Origin of the sequence: Ruminococcus callidus ATCC 27760 (assembly GCF_000468015.1) — a bacterium.
Taxonomy (GTDB): domain Bacteria; phylum Bacillota; class Clostridia; order Oscillospirales; family Ruminococcaceae; genus Ruminococcus_C; species Ruminococcus_C callidus.
On the sequence record NZ_KI260408.1, the window covers coordinates 22,632 to 23,867 of the forward strand.

1 protein-coding gene is annotated in these 1,236 nt (G+C 42.5%); it reads left to right on the top strand.

The window, feature by feature from the left end:
* Positions 1-161 precede the first annotated feature (161 nt).
* A complete protein-coding gene (locus tag RUMCAL_RS07805) occupies positions 162-1,028 on the top strand; it encodes a helix-turn-helix domain-containing protein (protein ID WP_021682177.1) in 867 nt (288 codons plus the stop codon).
* The last annotated feature ends 208 nt before the right edge of the window (positions 1,029-1,236 follow it).

The window sequence follows — 1,236 nt, forward strand, 5'->3', positions numbered from 1 at the left end:
GTCGCCAGACGCTCTTTGTGCGGTATTGCCCTTGGTGTTTGTATATGAGGACATTGCCCTTGCAATTTTTCCTTCTGTATGATATAATACGATAAAATCACCTAAAAATCTATTGTTATTCTACGATATACTGATACGATCCTATTTTTTGGAGGAATTTTATGAATTACAGAGAAAACCGGATACACAGTTCCCAGATCAAACCATACAGCTATTATCAATGTATCATTCCAGATCAGTTTGCCTACGCTCCCATGCACTGGCACAGCGAATTCGAAATCAATTTCGTCCGTACCGGTTCTGCGGAATTTACCTGCGGCGAACAGAAATTCCGTTCCGCTGACGGAGATATTATTGTGATTCCGCCTAATGTGATGCACTCCGTCTATCCCTGTCCGAAAATGCACCAGATTTATGATACGCTGGTGTTCAGTCCAGAACTTTTCGGCAGTTCAGAATCCGACCGTTGCATACAGGAATGCGTAAAGCCGCTGACCACCGGCAGTATGCAGATACAGATGCACATCACACCAAAGCATCATCATTATTATACGGTGATGGAATCGATTGTAGAAACGGTCTTTGCCTGTGCCAAAGAGGACACACCACAGCTGGACATGCTTCTGCGTGGAGAACTGTTCCGCTTTTTCTGGCTGCTGGAAACGGAGGCGGAAATGGTTCCGAACTTTCAGGAAGCAGGGGAGATGATTCGTCCGGCTTTGGAGTACATCAAGGAACACTTTCAGGAGAACATTACCATTCAACAGCTTGCAGCAGTAGTACACTTGAGCGAGAGCTATTTTATGAACCAGTTTCAAAGACATGTGGGATTTACAGCAATAGAATATATTTCCCACTTCCGAATCAATCAGGCATGCCGGTTACTGGGAGATACCCGCAAAAGCGTTCTGGAAGTGGCATTTGACTGCGGGTTCCGGAACATCTCCAATTTCAACCGGCAATTCCGAAAAGTCACAGGCTGTTCTCCTACAGAATACCGAAAAAGAATGCGTACATTTTCAAAATAGCTATGAAATGCTTTGGATACTCTAATGATAGCATATTTTTCTGAAATATGCAATATTCTGTTTGAAACATTTCACAAAGTAAATTTAATTTTGTGAAAAGTAACGAAAAGGTAAACTGTTTTTTTTGCATTCTTCATTGACTTCTTTGTTGCTGACGTGCTATAATGAACTTAGGGCAATACCGCACAAAGATTGTGTGACAGATGCG